Origin of the sequence: Mycobacterium sp. ITM-2016-00316, assembly GCF_002968335.2 — a bacterium.
Lineage (GTDB): Bacteria > Actinomycetota > Actinomycetes > Mycobacteriales > Mycobacteriaceae > Mycobacterium.
Genome location: NZ_CP134398.1, coordinates 4,420,095 through 4,436,204, shown reverse-complemented (window position 1 = coordinate 4,436,204; position 16,110 = coordinate 4,420,095). Strand labels below are relative to the sequence as shown.

General features: G+C 68.5%; 14 protein-coding genes and 1 pseudogene. 10 read left to right on the top strand and 5 right to left on the bottom strand.

Translation table 11 applies throughout. The annotated features are described in order from the left end of the window. The first annotated feature begins 31 nt into the window (after positions 1 to 31). Both C6A86_RS21260 and C6A86_RS21255 read left to right on the top strand, forming a co-directional pair. Positions 32 to 1,450 carry an acyl-CoA synthetase gene (locus C6A86_RS21260; RefSeq protein WP_105365286.1) on the top strand — a complete coding sequence of 473 codons (1,419 nt, stop codon included), beginning with the start codon at positions 32 to 34 and terminating at the stop codon, positions 1,448 to 1,450. After that, positions 1,444 to 1,788 carry a VOC family protein gene (locus C6A86_RS21255; protein WP_105365254.1) on the top strand — a complete coding sequence of 115 codons (345 nt, stop codon included), beginning with the start codon at positions 1,444 to 1,446 and terminating at the stop codon, positions 1,786 to 1,788. Before C6A86_RS21260 ends, C6A86_RS21255 begins: the two co-directional genes overlap by 7 nt. A gap of 9 nt (positions 1,789 to 1,797) precedes the next feature. Here the strand turns inward: C6A86_RS21255 and dapD are convergent, their stop codons facing one another. Next, positions 1,798 to 2,751: a 2,3,4,5-tetrahydropyridine-2,6-dicarboxylate N-succinyltransferase gene (gene dapD, locus C6A86_RS21250; protein ID WP_199196349.1), complete on the bottom strand. Its 954-nt coding sequence runs from the start codon at positions 2,749 to 2,751 to the stop codon at positions 1,798 to 1,800. Positions 2,752 to 2,776: 25 nt separating this feature from the next. On the opposite strand from dapD, the gene dapE reads away from it, so the two are divergent. After that, complete coding sequence (gene dapE / locus C6A86_RS21245) at positions 2,777 to 3,844, top strand: succinyl-diaminopimelate desuccinylase (RefSeq protein WP_105365252.1); 1,068 nt, start codon at positions 2,777 to 2,779, stop codon at positions 3,842 to 3,844. Between the two features lie 109 nt (positions 3,845 to 3,953). Then, on the top strand, positions 3,954 to 5,540 hold the full coding sequence (locus tag C6A86_RS21240) for an ABC-F family ATP-binding cassette domain-containing protein (RefSeq protein WP_311100847.1): 1,587 nt from the start codon (positions 3,954 to 3,956) through the stop codon (positions 5,538 to 5,540). Here the strand turns inward: C6A86_RS21240 and C6A86_RS21235 are convergent. The 4 genes and pseudogenes from C6A86_RS21235 to C6A86_RS21220 all read right to left on the bottom strand — a co-directional run. Continuing rightward, a complete protein-coding gene (locus tag C6A86_RS21235) occupies positions 5,537 to 6,292 on the bottom strand; it encodes a type VII secretion target (protein ID WP_158263229.1) in 756 nt (251 codons plus the stop codon). The two genes, C6A86_RS21240 and C6A86_RS21235, sit on opposite strands and share 4 nt — an antisense overlap. Positions 6,293 to 6,770: 478 nt before the next feature. Further along, positions 6,771 to 6,995 (bottom strand): hypothetical protein, encoded by a 225-nt coding sequence (locus tag C6A86_RS21230; protein ID WP_105361932.1) that lies wholly within the window; start codon positions 6,993 to 6,995, stop codon positions 6,771 to 6,773. A 110-nt stretch (positions 6,996 to 7,105) separates the two neighbouring features. After that, entirely contained in the window at positions 7,106 to 9,277 is a 2,172-nt protein-coding gene (locus C6A86_RS21225) for an acyltransferase family protein (RefSeq protein WP_158263230.1), read from the bottom strand. A gap of 287 nt (positions 9,278 to 9,564) precedes the next feature. Then, positions 9,565 to 10,770: pseudogene (locus C6A86_RS21220) on the bottom strand (AAA family ATPase); the annotation flags it as partial. Between the two features lie 82 nt (positions 10,771 to 10,852). On the opposite strand from C6A86_RS21220, the gene C6A86_RS21215 reads away from it, so the two are divergent. The 6 genes from C6A86_RS21215 (at position 10,853) to C6A86_RS21190 (ending at position 16,108) form a co-directional block, all read left to right on the top strand. Continuing rightward, on the top strand, positions 10,853 to 11,407 hold the full coding sequence (locus C6A86_RS21215) for a TIGR00730 family Rossman fold protein (protein ID WP_105361935.1): 555 nt from the start codon (positions 10,853 to 10,855) through the stop codon (positions 11,405 to 11,407). 11 nt (positions 11,408 to 11,418) lie between these two features. Beyond that, on the top strand, positions 11,419 to 13,194 hold the full coding sequence (gene fadD6, locus C6A86_RS21210; protein WP_105361936.1) for a long-chain-acyl-CoA synthetase FadD6: 1,776 nt from the start codon (positions 11,419 to 11,421) through the stop codon (positions 13,192 to 13,194). Between the two features lie 139 nt (positions 13,195 to 13,333). Continuing rightward, positions 13,334 to 14,164 (top strand): dihydropteroate synthase, encoded by an 831-nt coding sequence (folP, locus tag C6A86_RS21205; RefSeq protein WP_105361937.1) that lies wholly within the window; start codon positions 13,334 to 13,336, stop codon positions 14,162 to 14,164. Positions 14,165 to 14,199: 35 nt separating this feature from the next. Further along, positions 14,200 to 15,132 (top strand): glucosyl-3-phosphoglycerate synthase, encoded by a 933-nt coding sequence (locus C6A86_RS21200; RefSeq protein WP_311101239.1) that lies wholly within the window; start codon positions 14,200 to 14,202, stop codon positions 15,130 to 15,132. 38 nt (positions 15,133 to 15,170) lie between these two features. Further along, entirely contained in the window at positions 15,171 to 15,527 is a 357-nt protein-coding gene (locus C6A86_RS21195; RefSeq protein ID WP_105362566.1) for a DivIVA domain-containing protein, read from the top strand. Next, positions 15,524 to 16,108 carry a DNA-3-methyladenine glycosylase I gene (locus C6A86_RS21190; RefSeq protein ID WP_105362567.1) on the top strand — a complete coding sequence of 195 codons (585 nt, stop codon included), beginning with the start codon at positions 15,524 to 15,526 and terminating at the stop codon, positions 16,106 to 16,108. The genes C6A86_RS21195 and C6A86_RS21190 overlap by 4 nt, the downstream gene beginning before the upstream one ends. The last annotated feature ends 2 nt before the right edge of the window (positions 16,109 to 16,110 follow it).

Genomic DNA, 16,110 nt, shown 5'->3' with positions numbered 1-16,110 from the left:
GCGCAAGGGTAGCCTCGCAAGAATGTCTACGGTGTTGCTGACCTCGCTGGACCCGGCCGTCGTAGCCGCCGGGCACGACCGGGCCGACGCGGTGCGTATCGACGGTGTGTCGCTGAGCCGCAGTGACCTGGTGGGGGCGGGCACCTCGGTGGCCGAACGTGTTGCGCGGGCCCAGCGGGTCGCGATCCTGGCCACACCCACCGCGACGACGGTGCTGGCGGTCATCGGATGCCTGATCGCCGGTGTGCCGTTCGTGCCGGTGCCCGCCGATGTCGGGGCCACCGAGCGGGCGCACCTGCTCAGCGATTCCGGCGTACAGGCCTGGCTCGGCGAGCTACCCGCCGAAAGCCAAGGGCTACCGCATATTCCGGTGCGGATGCACGCCCGGTCCTGGCACCGCTACGCCGAGCCGCGCCCCGAAGCGACGGCCATGATCATGTACACCTCCGGCACCACCGGGCTGCCCAAGGGAGTCACGATCAGTCGGCGCGCCATCGCCGCCGATATCGACGCGTTGGCCCAAGCCTGGGACTGGACGGCCGCCGACACCCTGGTACACGGTCTGCCGTTGTTCCATGTGCACGGGCTGGTGCTCGGATTGCTGGGTTCACTGCGCATCGGAAACCGGTTCGTACACACCGGGAAGCCGACGCCGCAGGCCTATGCCGAGGCGGCAGGCACGCTGTATTTCGGGGTGCCGACGGTGTGGTCACGCATCGCCGCCGACGCCGATGCCGCCCGCGCGCTGTCCTCGGCGCGGCTGTTGGTGTCGGGCAGTGCGGCGCTACCGACGCCCGTGTTCGAGGATCTGGTGAGGCTGACCGGTCACGCGCCGATCGAGAGGTACGGCAGCACAGAATCGCTGATCACCATCAGCACCCGGGTCGACGGGGAGCGCCGGCCGGGCTGGGTGGGTCTGCCGGTGGCCGGCGTGCAGACCCGGCTGGTCGACGACGAGGGTCGGCCCGTCCCGCACGACGGGGAATCCATCGGGCAGCTCCAGGTGAAGAGCCCGACGAACTTCAGCGGCTACCTCAACAGGCCCGATGCGACGGCCGAGGCATTCGACGCCGAAGGCTGGTACCGCACAGGTGATGTCGCGGTGATCGACGCCGACGGTATGCACCGCATCGTCGGGCGCGCATCGGTCGACCTGATCAAATCGGGCGGGTTCCGGATCGGCGCCGGCGAGATCGAAACCGTTCTGCTGGGACATCCCGGGGTGGACGAGGCGGCGGTGGTCGGCGTGCCCGATGACGACCTGGGGCAGCGGATCGTGGCCTTCGTCGTCGGCGACGCGGATCCCGACCTGCTGATCGAATTTGTCGCCGAACAACTTTCGGTGCACAAGAGGCCAAGGGAGGTGCGCATCGTGGAAAATCTGCCACGCAACGCGATGGGCAAGGTGCTCAAGAAGGAACTCGTGACACGGGGAGTCGACCCATGTTGAGGCTGACCCAGATCTGCGTGGACGCCCACGATCCCGAGGCGCTGGGAGCATGGTGGGCCGAGGTGCTCGGATGGCCGCACCACACCGATGCCGACGGCGATGTGGTGCTGACCCCGCCGCCGGGGCACGGCCCCGAATGGTTGTTCCTCGCCGTCCCCGACGACAAGGTGGTCAAGAACCGGCTGCACCTGGACTTCACGCCGCAGGACCAGCAGGCCGAGGTCGACCGGGTGCTCGCCCGGGGCGCGCGCCGGGTGGACATCGGTCAGGGCGAGCAGAGCTGGGTGGTGCTGGCCGATCCCGAGGGCAACGAGTTCTGCATCCTCGCCCCGGAGTAACTTTCGCCGTCAGTTGGCGTGCAACGCGTCGTTCAACGTGATGCCGGTGCCGTCACGTTTGACCACCTCGACCGCCCCGGACAGCGAGTTGCGGCGGAACAGCAGATTGTTCGAACCGGACAGATCCTTGGCCTTGACGGTCTGCCCGTCGGCGGTGCTGACCTTGGTGCCGCCGGTGACATACAGGCCCGCTTCGATGACGCAGTCGTCGCCCAGCGAGATGCCCAGCCCGGCGTTGGCGCCCAGCAGGCAGCGCTTGCCCACCGAGATGACCTCCTTGCCGCCGCCGGACAACGTGCCCATGATCGAGGCGCCGCCGCCGACGTCCGAGCCGTCACCGACCACCACACCGGCGGAGATGCGGCCCTCCACCATGGAGGTGCCCAGCGTCCCGGCATTGAAGTTGACGAAGCCCTCGTGCATGACCGTGGTGCCCGGCGCCAGGTGCGCGCCCAGGCGCACCCGGTCGGCGTCGGCGATGCGCACGCCGGTCGGGGTGACGTAGTCGACCATCCGCGGGAACTTGTCGATGCCGTACACCGTGACGGCCCCGCGGCGGCGCAGCTTGGCGCGTACCAGCTCGAAGCCCTCGACCGCGGCGGGACCGAAGTTCGTCCAGACCACGTTGGCCAGCAGCCCGAAGATGCCGTCCAGGTTGGCCTCGTGGGGGACGGTCAGCCGATGCGACAGCAGGTGCAGTCGCAGGTAGGCGTCGAAGGTATCGACGGGTTTGTCGTCGAGCGAGGCGATGGTGGTGCGCACCGCGACGACCTCGACATCGCGGTCGGTGTCCGGGCCGGTGAGGTCGGCCAGGTTGTCGGTCAGCTCGGCGACCGACAGCCGGGTTGTACCCGTGGATCCGTCACCGGTCAGCTCGGGAGCGGGAAACCAGGTGTCCAGGACGGTTCCGTCGGCGGCGATGGTGGCCAGGCCGAAGCCAGATGCAGCAGTCACGTTGGGCAAGGTTACTGGACTACGGTTGATCATCATGGGGCTAGACCTGCACGCCGATCCGATCGCACTGACCGCCGCGTTGGTGGACATCCCCAGTGAGTCGCGCCACGAGCAACGCATCGCCGCCGAGATCGAGGCCGCGCTGCGCGAGCAAGCCCCGCATTTCGAGGTGATCCGCAACGGCGACGCGGTGCTGGCCCGCACCCACCTGGGTCGGCCGTCGCGGGTACTGCTGGCCGGGCACACCGACACCGTGCCCGCCGCCGACAACCTGCCCAGCCGCGTCGAAGACGGCCGGATGTACGGGTGCGGCACCTCGGACATGAAGTCCGGCGATGCGGTGTTCCTGCACCTCGCCGCCACCATCGACGAGCCCGCCCACGACCTCACCCTGGTCATGTACGACTGTGAGGAGATCGAGGCCGGCGCCAACGGGTTGGGCCGCATCGAGCGTGAACTGCCGGACTGGCTGGCCGCCGACGTCGCGATCCTGGGCGAGCCGTCCGGCGGGTTCATCGAGGCGGGCTGTCAGGGCACCATCCGGATCGTCGCGAGCGCGGCCGGGACCCGGGCGCATTCGGCCCGATCGTGGCTGGGCGAGAACGCCATTCACAAGCTGGGCGCCGTGCTCGACCGGCTGTCGCGGTATGAGGCACGCAGCGTGGACATCGACGGGTGCGTGTACCGCGAGGGACTCTCGGCGGTGCGCATCGACGGTGGTATCGCGGGCAACGTCATCCCGGATGCGGCGACGGTGACGGTCAACTTCCGGTTCGCACCCGACCGCAGCGTCGAGCAGGCGGTGACGCACGTGCACGAGGTGCTCGCGGGCCTGGATGTGTCCCTGCAGGTCACCGATGCCGCGGCGGGGGCGCTGCCGGGCCTGGCCAATCCTGCGGCCGCCGCGCTGGTGGCCGCGGCCGGGGGACAGGTGCGCGCCAAGTACGGCTGGACCGATGTGTCGCGGTTCGCGGCGCTGGGCATCGCCGCGGTGAACTACGGTCCGGGGGATCCGAACCTGGCGCACAAGGTCGACGAGCACGTCGACATCGCGGCGATCACCGCGACCACCGAGACGTTGCGGGCCTACTTAACCGCTTGACCGGTTTCGGTAGCATGGTGCACGTGCTGGGAATCGACGACATCTCCGGGTAAGTCCCGAGATCTCCTCTGTCGTCCTGGAAAACCTCTCCTCACTGTGGAGTTCCCGCATGTCTGTTGTCTGTTCCCATCTTTCGTTCCAGTGGCCCGATGACACCCCGGTGTTCGCGGATCTGTCCTGCTCCTTCGGCCGCGGCCGATTCGGGCTGATGGCGCCCAACGGCGCCGGCAAGAGCACGCTGCTGCGGCTGATCGCCGGCGAACTCAGACCCTCGGCCGGTGCCGTGGTGGTCGACGGGGTGCTCGGCTACCTGCCGCAGAATCTGCCGTTCCTGGCCCAGCACACCGTCTCCGACGTGCTCGGAGTGGCTCCGGTGGTGGCCGCGCTGGACGCGCTGGCTGCCGGGGACGCCAGTGACGCCGTGTTCGCCGCCATCGGTGAGGACTGGGATATCCAGGAACGCTCCCGCGCGGAACTCGATCGGCTCGGGCTGGATCTGGAGCTGGACCGCCCGTTGTCGACGCTGTCGGGCGGGCAGGTGGTGTCGCTGGGACTGACCGCGCAGCTGTTGCGCCGCCCCGATGTCCTGCTCCTCGATGAGCCCACCAACAATCTGGATAGCGATGCCCGCCAACGGCTTTACGGCGCACTGGAGGATTTCGGCGGATGCCTGCTGGTGGTCAGCCACGACCGGGTGTTGCTGGACCGGATGGACGCGATCGCGGAGTTGCGGGCCGGCGAGATGTCGTTCTACGGCGGCGGATTCAGCGATTACCGGGTGGCGGTGCAGGCCGCCCAGGAAGTCGCCGAGAGCAATGTCCGCAACGCCGAGCAGGAACTCAAACGGCACAAGCAGCAGATGCAGCAGGCGCGTGAGCGAGCCGACAAGCGGGCGTCGACCGCCAAACGCAATCTCAAGGACGCGGGCCTGCCGAAAATCGTTGCCGGCAAGCTGAAACGGGATGCTCAGCAGTCGGCGGCCAAGGCCGACGATGTGCACGCCCGGCGGGTCGGCGACGCCCGCGTCCGGCTCGACGACGCCGAGCGGGCGCTGCGCGATGACGATGTGCTGGCCCTGGACCTGCCCGATACCGAGGTGCCCGCCGGCCGGGTGATGTTCGCCGGATCCGGTGTGGGGTCAAGGATGTTCACCGCTCTCGATCTCGACATTCGCGGTCCGGAGCGAATCGCGCTGACCGGTGCAAACGGGGTGGGGAAGTCGACGCTGCTCCGGATCATCTCCGGTGACCTGCAGCCCGACGCCGGTGAGGTGCAGCGCAGTGGCGGTCGCATCGCCTACCTGTCCCAACGGCTGGATCTGCTCGACGAACAGGCGTCGGTGGCCGATTGCCTGGCGACCTACGCGCCCGGGCTGTCGGTGACCCGGCGCCGGCATCTGTTGGCGCAGTTCCTGTTCCGCGGTGACCGCGTCGACCTCCCGATCGGCGCGCTTTCGGGTGGGGAACGTCTGCGCGCGACACTGGCGTGTGTGCTGTTCGCCGAGCCGGCGCCGCAACTGCTGCTGCTGGACGAGCCGACCAACAACCTGGATCTGTCCAGCGTCGCTCAGCTGGAGTCGGCCCTGAACGCCTATCGCGGAGCGTTCGTGGTGGTGAGCCACGATGAGCGCTTCCTGGCCGACATCGGAGTGCAGCGCACTCTGCTGCTGGCCGGCGGAGCACTGGTGGCGACCTAGTCGACCTGCGGGCGGGTCGGTGCCGGCCGGACCGGCTGGGTTGTCTCGATGGGCGCGGGACCCGACGGGGAGCTCTGGGATGGCTGTGCCTGCTGGACCGGGGCCGGTTCGGCCTTCTCGCGCTCGGCGGCTTCGTCTTCGCGCTCGGACTCGGCGTCGCGTTCGCCCTCGGGCGTCGCGCCCTCGTCGGGGTCGGCGGCCTCTGCCGCCTGGGCGGCCTGGGCAATGCCCTGCATGAGTTGTTGTGGCACCTGCTGCAGGCCCTGTGCCAGGCCCGCCAGCGGAGCGGTGACGGCCTGGACCAACTGGGCGACCTGTTGGCCGACCTGACCCATGATCTGACCCATCTGCCCCGTCATGTCGGCGCTGCCACCGGCGGCGGGGACGTGTGATCCGGCCGCGCCGGCTGTCCCGGGGGCTCCGCCGCGCGGCCCGCTCTGGCCTTCCAGTGCCGCGGCCGCCGCCTGCAGGCGGGAGCCGCCTTCCTCATCGCCCGCGGCGTACGCGCGGGCCGCCTTCTGCAGCAGATCGGCGATGGTGGCGGCGGAGGTCGATGTGACACCCATGGTGCTGCTGCGCCGGCTGAGAACATCGGTCAGCGCGCCGCTCACGGAAGAGGCGATGGCGCCGTGGCTGTTCTGCACGCCGGTGTCTTCGGCGCCGGTCAGCCCGGAGAGCCCGGAGACCACCTGGGAGTGCCGTGCTGAGTAGTTCCGTACGCCATCGGTCTGGACGAAGAGTGGATCGGTCATGTGTCGGCCCCTGTCGTTCGCAGCTAATCCTATGGCCGGTGGGTGGGCGTGTCGGGCGGAACTTTTCGGCGCGCGGGGCAACGGCCCGGGTGGCGATGCCGGGCTCGCACGAAAGACATTGGCCCAGAACATTTACCGACGCGGCAGTGCGCCACGTCGCCTATGCGTGTCGCGCAGCTTCAGGAACCCGAACGGGGTCCGTGGTATTCGTGGGCATTCGGATCCCACGCGTAACGGCGGGAGGCCCAGTCCTTCGGTCGATACGGTGTGACGAGTATGAGCGCGCCGATGGCGGTCACGATGGCCCCCGTCGTCAAGGTTCTTCTCTTCAACGCCTGCCCCCAGGTCCACGTTGCTGCCGTGCGCGCCGCCCCAGCCGTCCCCTCGACCGTGATGACCGCGTTCATGGCATCGCTGCCAGATGTTAGCCGTCACAACCGTACCGCAACGCGCTCGGCGTGTCGGACGAACAGGTCGCCTACCCGGTGCCCGGGCGGTGCGCGTGCCGCACGCTGTGCGTCATGCCTCGGGGCGCCATGTGCGGGTCACGATCCAGGAAGTGCAACTGGAATCGATGGTGAATCACCTTGGTGCTGGACGTCTCCGACGTGGTATCCGGTTCGTCGGCCTGGGCGGGCGCCGCGGTGAAGAGCACACCGGCTGTCACGGCGATCGTTGCTGCGGCCACGGCGATGCGTCTCATTGCCCCTCCTTCTGCCAACGTTCACAGTAGGGCGGCAAACTTGTGACTCACTGTGCTCTGGCGCCGGGTTGGCTGAACGATTCAGACATGTTGGGCGCGAGCGAATTACCTCAGTTGACGCCCACCGGCCGAAGCGGTGCAGGGCGGGTGCCCTTGAACATGGTGAGGATGTCCTGGCGCGGCGGCGTCGGGCCCGTCGCGGGCGGGCGCAGGTAGCTTTCCGCCGCGGCGATGAACGCGCCGGAGAGCACCCGACTCATCTCCGTCGTGATGTGACTGCCGTCCCGGTACACGAGGGTGTCGCCAATGACGCTGGGGCACATGGTGGCATTGCAGAACAATTCGGTGAAGTCGATATAGGACACGTTCTCGTACTTCTCCGCGACGGCGCGCTCCACGGCCCGCAACTCGGAGTCCAGCGCCTTGGTCCTGTCGAGCCCGCAGTAGTCGGCGTCATCGGTGAAGCGGGCCAGGCAGATCGAGGGTGTCGTCCCGGTGGACGGGGTGTCGGCGAGCAGGACCAGATGCGACCGGGCGGGCAGCCGTTCGATCGCTGCGGTCAGCGCTTCCCGCCAGCGCTGTCCGCGGTTCTCCCCGTCGGTGAAGTAGAGCTTGCCGAAATTGCCGAGGATCACCAGCGCCGGCGGGTCTGCGGTGAGCCGGTCGGCCACTTTGTCGACCCAGGTCGGGCAGCTGGTCGAGGCGATATCAGGTGGCGGCGCGGCCGGGCAGCCGCTCTTGGTGTGCGCCTCCAGCCGCACCTCGCCGCTTTCGGCGAGCGGTCGTAGCGCCGGATACCACTGCGCGGCGTGGGAATCACCGAACAACACCACGCGTGGGGCGCCACGGTTGGGTCCGATGACACAGTCGGCGAGGTCGGTCTGGCTCAGATTGCGGTGGCATCCGTTGTCGTAGAGGACGGGATGGTCGTTGTCCGCCTCGGCCAGCGCGGGGACCAGATTGGCCGGAACGTACCCGGTGCCCGCGGGACTGGCGCTGAGCACGATCGGCTGGGCGGGCCGGCCATTGTCCAGCCTGGACTGGACGACCATACCGGCGGTCACGGCCGTCACGACGACAGTCGCCATCGCGGCTGCCGCCACACCGAAGGTGCGGCGCGGCCGCGATGCGGTGAGCCAACCGACGCGCTGGCCGGGTATCTCCACGTAGGTGTAGAGCAGCCACGCCAACGGGACGCAGGCCATGGCGAGCGCGATGCGCGCCCACATCGGCAGGTGTTCCATGTAGGCGCCGGCGGCGACGGGCAGCATCAGCACCGGCCAGTGCACGAGGTACAGGGAGTAGGAGATGTCGCCGATCCAGGTGACCGGACGCACGCTCAGTATCCCCGCCGGCCCGCCTGGCGCGGTGCCCGCGGCGATCAGCAGGGCGGCACCCAGAACGGGGATCGCCACCGCCGAGCCGGGGTAGACGGTCTTGGTGGTGAACACCATGGCGGCGCCGATGATCGCGAGCAGCCCGACCCACCCCAGTGCTGCAGCGATGCGGGGTGCGAACAGCTTTCGTCCGTCGAACAGGGCGAGTGCCACCAGAGCGCCGAGCCCGAACTCCCACACGCGAGCGGGTAGCAGGAAGAACGCATCGGGTTGGGCGTAGGTGGTGGAGTACAGGCAGACCGCGAAGGACACGACGATGAGCGCCGACATCGCGATCGCCAGCGTCCAGCGCGCCTTGCAGAACCGGAACAGGATCGCCAGCAGCACCGGCCACAGCAGATAGAACTGCTCCTCGACCCCCAGGGACCAGTAGTGCAGGAACAGCGACGGTGTCTTCTCCGCGAGGTAGTCGGTGGCGTTGTAGGCGAACCAGAGATTGGGGACGTAGAAGGTCGCGGCGATCGCGTCCTTGATCACGTAGCCGAACTGGATCGGTGACACCAGCAGTCGGGCGGCCAGCACGGTGGCGAGGATGACGACGACAGCGGCAGGCAGCAGGCGACGGGCGCGGCGGGCGTAGAACGCGCCGAACCCGACCCGGCCGTGATCACGCAGGGATTTGAGCAGATGGGTGCTGATGAGGAAGCCGGATATGACGAAGAAGACGTCGACGCCGACATAACCGCCACCGAACCCGGGGATCTCGGCATGAAAGAGCACGACGAGCAGCACCGCGACGGCCCGCATGCCCTGGATGTCGAGGCGTTTCTCGTTGATGCCCGCTACCTCTCGCTGTGACCCTGCGCACTGGGAGCCGATCACTGTGACCCCCGACACATAATTGACGTAGCCGTCACCATAGCGTTGCCCCGGGTCGATCGGCACGCCGAGGTGTCGATGCGCGCTCGGGGTGCGGCGGGCCGATGTGCGACGTGGCCCGTCCAACGGTGCCGGCTTGCGGTCCTGCTTGTGGTCTGCGGTTGTCGCAGGCGGACAGTTCGCAGGCCCGTTCGGCCGGTTTGCGGTAACCCCCGGCTCAGCGCCTGGCGAACCCTCGACCATGCCGTCGGCAAACGATCACGCGCGCCCATCTGACCCCCGGTCGCCATCCTTGCTGGGTTGATCCTAAGGGAGCAGGCGTACTGGTGTAGGGATTGGCCCGGCGCCAATCACTATGTGAGCGGCGGCAATTGGGCTTCGGTGGGGGATGTCGTTCTCGAATAACCGCGCGCGGCGTAACTTTTGGCAACCGAGTCGAGCCCGGCCTCATCGCCGGCTGTCAGTGCTCGTGCATGCTCGAGCGTCAAACGAGCGAACACGCAATCCAATTCGAGTGCGGCGAGGCTATCGGCCGCGCGGGCATCGCCCAGACGTACTGCGTCGTGCAGTGCGCGCACCGCCACAGCGGATTGGCCGCCACGCGATGCGGCACGGGCCGCTTCGCGGGCCGCCGCAACCGCTGCCACCGGATCCCGTCGCGCCGCGCAGGTCCAGGCCCGGGCCAGCGCCAACTCCGGGGCGAACAGCATCGACTTCAAGCCGTGCCGGGACTCCGCCCGCGACAGCGCTTTGGCCGCTTCGACCACCAGCCCCTGTTGCCCGAGCGCCTGAGCCAGCAGCATCCACGCCAGCGGGCCCCACGAGTACCCGGTGACCGCCAGCGCAGCGGCAGATTCCCGCAACAACGACACCGCCTCGTCGAGGGCACCACGGATCAACAGCACGTCGGCCACCAGCAGTTGCCCGATCGCGCGCGACGGTTGCGCGCCGTCCACCAGGTCACGGGCCAGCGCCTCGGCGCGATCCGGTGCGCCGCCAAGGACCAGCGCCGTGGTCTGCCCGAAGGCGGAGGTGAACCGCAGCAGCCCGGGATTGCCGGACTCGATGGCCTGCGCGGCCAGGGCGTCCACCGCGGAGAACAGGCCCATCCGGGCCGATGACAATGCCGCCGCCGACGCCGCCCAGCCGATCGCCCGGTGGTCGGCGTCCGGCGTCGAGAGCACGGAGCCGGCGAGGTCCAGCGCGCGCTGCAGGCTGCCGGCGTTCATGGCGAAGGTGCTCAGCAACGCGTCGACGGTCGTGGCGGAACGCAGCCGGGCGCGGGTCGCGCGCAGGAAGGCGGTGGCCTGCTCGGGCTCGTCGAGCATCCAGAACTGATTGGCTGCCCGGGGCAGCGCCCACGCGATCAGGTCGGCCTCACCCAGCGAGCCGGGGTCGACCTGGGCGAGCACCGTGTCGGCTTCGTGGCCGCGGCCCTGCCAGGCCAGGGCCTGTGCCAACGTCAGCCGGGCGGACAGCGATCCGCTCTCGGTCAATGCCGCCCGGGCCAGCGCCTCGGCGGCGCCGAGATCCGCGCGGCCCAGCGCGTCGGCAGCAGCGTCGCTCGACGGCTCAGGCACAGCCGCAGTGTAGGGCGGGCGGCCATGCGGGCACGGCGAAACCGGCGGTACGTTCTCCACTGTGTCCGAAACCAGCCCGTGGGCCGTCTGCGTGTACTGCGCGTCCGGCCCGACGCACCCTGAACTGCTCGAACTCGCCACCGACGTGGGCCGCGCGATCGCCGACCGCGGCTGGACGCTGGTCTCCGGTGGCGGCAACGTCTCGGCGATGGGCGCGGTGGCCGACGGGGCCCGGCAGCGCAACGGACGCACCATCGGCGTCATCCCCAAAGCCCTCGTGCACCGTGAACTTGCCGACATCGCCGCCGACGAACTGGTGGTCACCGACACCATGCGGGAACGCAAGCAGGTGATGGAGGATCGCGCCGACGCGTTCATCGCCCTGCCCGGGGGGATCGGCACCCTGGAGGAATTCTTCGAAGCCTGGACCGCGGGCTACCTCGGCATGCACGACAAACCGATCGTCATGCTGGACCCGTTCGGGCACTACGACGGCCTGCTGAGCTGGTTGCGGGGCCTCGTCGACACCGGCTACGTCGGCGAACGTGCGCTGGACCGGCTGGTGCTCGTGACCGATGTTGAGACGGCTCTCAGCGCGTGTAGCCCCAGTCACTAGTCTTGACGGCCATGAGTGACGACACAACGCGTACCAGCGTCGGCCTGCTCGACATCGCCACCAAGATCCCGGGGCTGCTGCTGGACGCGCCGGCGATCGTGCGGGGCGTGGTCACCGGGATGGGTGCCCGGCCCACGGCCAAGACCTCGATCGGCAAGGTCTTCCAGGACCGTGCCGCGCAGTACGGCGACCGGGTGTTCCTCAAGTTCGAGGACCAGCGGATCACCTACCGGCAGGCCAACGAGACCGTCAACCGCTACGCCGCGGTGCTGGCCGCCAGGGGCGTGGGCCACGGCGACGTCGTCGGCATCATGTTGCGTAACTCCCCGGACTCGGTGTTGCTGATGCTGGCCACCGTCAAATGCGGGGCCACCGCCGGCATGCTCAACTACCACCAGCGGGGCAACGTGCTGGCCCACAGCATCGGCCTGCTCAACGCCAAGGCCGTCGTCGCCGAAGCAGACCTGGTGGAACCGATCACCGAGAGCGGCGTGGAAACCGAAGGCCTGGTCACCCTCGACGAACTGCGGCAGGCCGCCACCACCGCGCCCACCACCAACCCGCCGGCCACGGCGGCGGTGCTGGCCAAGGACAAGGCGTTCTTCATCTTCACCTCGGGCACCACCGGGATGCCCAAGGCCAGCGTGATGACCCACTACCGATGGCTGCGCGCACTGGCCGGATTCGGCGGCCTCGGCCTGCGCCTGAACAGCAACGACACCCTCTACTGCTGCCTGCCGCTCTATCACAACAACGCGCTGACGGTGTCGGTCGGTTCGGCGCTGAACGCGGGAGCGTCGCTGGCACTGGGCAAGTCGTTCTCCGCATCACGGTTCTGGGACGAGGTGATCGGCCATGAGGCCACCGCGTTCGTCTACATCGGTGAGATCTGCGGTTACCTGCTCAACCAGCCGCCCAAGCCGACCGATCGCGCCCACAAGGTGCGCGTCATCGTCGGCAACGGTCTGCGCCCGGCCATCTGGGACGAGTTCACCAAACGCTTCGGCATCCCGCGGGTCTGCGAGTTCTACGGCGCGAGTGAGGGAAACACGGCCTTCGTCAATGTGTTCAATGTGTCCAAATCGACCGGCATCTGCCCGAGCCCGGTGGCGTTCGTCGAATACGACCTCGACACCGGGGAACCCGCGCGTGCCGAGGACGGCAGGCTGCGCAAGGTCAAGCGCGGCCAGCCCGGCCTGCTGCTGTCCAAGGTCAGCAGCTTCCAGCCGTTCGACGGCTACACCGACAAGTCGGCGTCCGAGAAGAAGCTCGTGCGTGACGCCTTCAAGGACGGCGACGTCTGGTTCAACACCGGGGACCTGATGCGGTCCCAGGGGTTTGGGCACGCTGCCTTCGCCGATCGGCTCGGCGACACCTTCCGGTGGAAGGGCGAGAACGTCGCGACCACCGAGGTGGAGGCCGGCCTGTCCGGTGATTCGCAGGTGGAGGAGGCGACCGTGTTCGGCGTCGAGGTGCCCGGTGCCGGTGGCCGCGCGGGCATGGTGGCGCTGCAGCTCAAGTCCGGAGCCGAATTCGACGGGGCCGCCCTGGCGCGAACCGCCTACGCACATCTGCCGCCCTATGCGGTGCCGCTGTTCGTGCGGATCGTGCCGGAGCTGGCGCACACCTCCACGTTCAAGAGCCAGAAGGTCGAACTGCGCAAACAGGGGTACGGCGAGGACGTCGAGGACCCGCTCTACGTGCTGGCCGGGCGCAAGGAGGGTTACGTGCCCTTCTATCCGGAGTACGCCGACGAGGTCAAGGACGGGAAGCGCCCCGCGTCCTGAGCGATTTCGGCGTGATCGACTGCGGTCAGCGCAACGAATCACGCCCAAACCGCTGAGCGCTAGCCTGGACAGCGTGAAGTCCGAGCGAAGCGACGGGAAATTGACGTGGCTGGGCCGCCCGGTCGCCGGTGACCGGGCCATGATCATGGCGATCGTCAACCGCACGCCGGATTCCTTCTATGACCGCGGGGCCACGTTCACCGACGAGGCCGCCATGGAGGCCGCCCACCGCAAGATCGCCGACGGTGCCGACGTCATCGACATCGGCGGGGTGAAGGCCGGCCCGGGTAACACCGTGGACGCCGACGAGGAGATTGCGCGGGTGGTGCCGTTCATCGAATGGCTGCGCGGCGCCTACCCCGATCAGTTGATCAGCGTGGACACCTGGCGCGCGACGGTGGCCAAGCAGGCCTGCGCGGCCGGTGCCGACCTCATCAACGACACCTGGGCGGGCGCTGACCCCGGCCTGCCGGAGGTTGCGGCGGAGTTCGGCGCCGGACTGGTCTGCTCACACACCGGCGGGGCGATCCCGCGAACCCGGCCGTTCCGGGTGAACTACGGCACCAGCGAACGCGGTGTGGTCGACGATGTGATCGCCGAAGTCACCGCTGCCGCCGAGCACGCCGTGTCGGTGGGGGTGTCGCGAGACGCGATCTTGATCGATCCGACCCACGATTTCGGCAAGAACACTTACCACGGTCTTAGTTTGTTGCGCCACGTGAAAGATCTTGTAAACACGGGATGGCCTGTCCTGATGGCCCTGAGTAACAAGGATTTTGTCGGGGAGACTCTGGGTGTGGGACTGACCGAACGCCTGGAGGGCACGCTGGCGGCGACGGCTCTGGCCGCCGCCGACGGAGCCGCCATGTTCCGGGTGCATGAGGTCGGACCCACTCGACGCGTACTGGAAATGGTCGCGTCGATCCACGGATCGCGTCCACCGACGCGCACGGTGAGGGGACTGGCATGACGGTGCTATCTGAGCTGACACCAGAACTGACCGCAATGAACGACACTGACGCTGTGTCAGGGCACCGCTGGATGGCAGACCACAGCTTTGGTCGGCCGTCCTGGACCGTGGAGGAGCTGATCGCCGCCAAGGCGGGCCGCACCATCTCGGTGGTGCTGCCGGCGCTCAACGAGGAGGAAACCGTCGCCTCGGTGGTGGAGACCATCACCCCGCTGCTGGGCGGGCTGGTCGATGAGCTGATCGTGCTGGACTCCGGCTCGACCGATGACACCGAGATCCGGGCGGTCGCCGCGGGCGCCCGCGTGGTGACCCGCGAGCAGGCGCTGCCCGAGGTGCCGCCCAACCCCGGCAAGGGCGAGGTGCTGTGGCGCTCGCTCGCCGCCACCACCGGCGACCTGGTCGTCTTCGTGGATTCGGACCTGATCGACCCCGATCCGATGTTCGTGCCCAAGCTGCTCGGCCCGCTGCTGACCACCGAGGGCGTGCACCTGGTCAAGGGGTTCTACCGGCGGCCGCTCAAGGTCAGCGGCAGCGAGGACAAGAACGGCGGCGGGCGCGTCACCGAACTCGTCGCGCGGCCGCTGCTGGCGGCACTGCGACCGGAGCTGACCTGTCTGCTGCAACCGCTGGGCGGCGAGTACGCAGGTACCCGTGAGCTGCTGACCTCGGTGCCGTTCGCGCCCGCCTACGGCGTCGAGATCGGTCTGCTGATCGACACCTACGACCGGCTGGGCCTGGACGGCATCGCGCAGGTCAACCTGGGCGTGCGCGAACATCGCAACCGTCCGCTGACCGAGCTCGCGGCGATGAGCCGGCAGGTGATCGCCACTCTGCTGAGCCGCTGCGGCATTCCCGACTCGGGCGTGGGGCTGACCCAGTTCTTCGCCGACGGTGACGACTACACCCCGCGCAGCTCCACGGTGTCGCTGGCCGATCGGCCGCCGATGAACACCTTGCGGCCGCGCTAGGCGGTTTCCTTGTCACACCGTTAGGGCAGTATCGAGGCGTGACGCTGATACTGATGTACCTGGTGGTGCTGATCCTGGTCGGCACGGTGTTGTTTGCCCTGGGCAGTGTGCTGTTCGGCCGCGGTGAGCAGTTGCCGCCGCTCCCGCGCGCCACCACGGCGACCGTGCTGCCGGCGTCGGGAGTGACCGGAGCCGACGTCGACGACGTCAAATTCACCCAGACGCTGCGTGGGTACAAGACCAGCGAGGTGGACTGGGTGCTCGACCGCCTCGGCGCCGAACTCGATTCGCTGCGTGGTGAGTTGGCTGCGGTTCGGGCCACCCACGGGCTGCACGGCAGCGAGGACCGGCACGCGGTCCACGAGGCCGCCCACGCCAGACCGGACGAGTCATGAGCGCGCCGGTTGCAGATGATGGGCAGGTCCGATGTGGCTGGGTGCCCACCGATTCCAGCCCCAACGGGGTGCTCTACCGGCAGTATCACGACACCGAGTGGGGCCAGCAGCTACGCGGGACCGTGCCGCTGTTCGAGCGGGTCACTCTGGAGGCCTTCCAGAGTGGTCTGTCCTGGCTGACGATCCTGCGCAAGCGCGACGGTTTTCGGCACGCGTTCATGGGGTTCGACATCGAGAAGGTCGCGCGGTTCACCGACCGAGACGTCGCCCGTCTGATGGAGGATGCCGCCATCGTGCGCAACCGCGCGAAGATCGAGGCGACCATCAACAACGCCCGCGCGATCGCCGACCTCGATATCGACCTGTCCGATTTGCTGTGGTCGTTCGCGCCGCCGGCACGGGCCCGCCCTGCGGAACTGGCCGAGGTGCCTGCGGTCACGCCGGAATCCACCGCCATGGCCAAGGAACTCAAGCGCCGGGGCTTTCGTTTCGTGGGCCCGACAACGGCCTATGCGCTGATGCAGGCGACCGGGATGGTCGACGATCACATCGCCTCGTGTTGGGTGCCCGCGGCGGCGTGAGC

Excerpts from the sequence above, each read along its gene's own strand:
- C6A86_RS21235 (WP_158263229.1), bottom strand. The coding sequence starts at position 6,292 with ATGACCGATCCACTCTTCGTCCAGACCGATGGCGTACGGAACTACTCA.
- folP (WP_105361937.1), top strand. The coding sequence starts at position 13,334 with ATGATCATGGCGATCGTCAACCGCACGCCGGATTCCTTCTATGACCGC.
- fadD6 (WP_105361936.1), top strand. The coding sequence starts at position 11,419 with ATGAGTGACGACACAACGCGTACCAGCGTCGGCCTGCTCGACATCGCC.
- C6A86_RS21255 (WP_105365254.1), top strand. The coding sequence starts at position 1,444 with ATGTTGAGGCTGACCCAGATCTGCGTGGACGCCCACGATCCCGAGGCG.
- C6A86_RS21200 (WP_311101239.1), top strand. The coding sequence starts at position 14,200 with ATGAACGACACTGACGCTGTGTCAGGGCACCGCTGGATGGCAGACCAC.
- C6A86_RS21240 (WP_311100847.1), top strand. The coding sequence starts at position 3,954 with ATGTCTGTTGTCTGTTCCCATCTTTCGTTCCAGTGGCCCGATGACACC.
- dapE (WP_105365252.1), top strand. The coding sequence starts at position 2,777 with ATGGGGCTAGACCTGCACGCCGATCCGATCGCACTGACCGCCGCGTTG.
- C6A86_RS21190 (WP_105362567.1), top strand. The coding sequence starts at position 15,524 with ATGAGCGCGCCGGTTGCAGATGATGGGCAGGTCCGATGTGGCTGGGTG.
- C6A86_RS21230 (WP_105361932.1), bottom strand. The coding sequence starts at position 6,995 with ATGAGACGCATCGCCGTGGCCGCAGCAACGATCGCCGTGACAGCCGGT.